The following is a 519-nucleotide window of genomic DNA, read 5'->3' on the forward strand; positions in this document are numbered from 1 at the left end:
CTTTTTTAGCTAATTTAGAAAAGGGCTAATTACTTACCAGCTTCTTTTTCTGCTTTAACTTTTGCAATCACTTCGTCAGCAACGTTAGTTGGACATGGTGCGTATTGTGCGAATTCCATAGAGAATTGGCCACGACCAGAAGTGATAGTACGTAGGTGACCGATGTAGCCGAACATCTCAGAAAGAGGTACGTCAGCTTTAATACGAACACCAGTAACGCCAGCTTGTTGATCTTTGATCATGCCACGACGACGGTTAAGGTCACCGATAACATCACCAACGTGATCGTCTGGAGTGAACACGTCAACGTTCATGATAGGCTCAAGAAGTTGCGCGCCAGCTTTAGGCATAGATTGACGGAATGCGCCTTTCGCTGCGATTTCAAATGCGATAGCAGATGAATCGACTGCGTGGAAACCACCATCGAAAAGTTCAACTTCAACGTCTAGCGTAGGGAAGCCAGCTAGTACGCCGTTATCCATCATGCCAGCAAAGCCTTTCTCAACTGCAGGCCAGAAT

General features: G+C 46.1%; 1 pseudogene. It reads right to left on the reverse strand.

Going from position 1 to position 519, the window contains the following annotated elements:
- Positions 1-29 precede the first annotated feature (29 nt).
- Positions 30-519 (reverse strand): annotated as a pseudogene (locus AB4653_RS07640) (elongation factor G); the annotation flags it as partial.

The organism is Vibrio sp. 10N.222.48.A3, from assembly GCF_041475345.1.
Lineage (GTDB): Bacteria > Pseudomonadota > Gammaproteobacteria > Enterobacterales > Vibrionaceae > Vibrio > Vibrio tasmaniensis_A.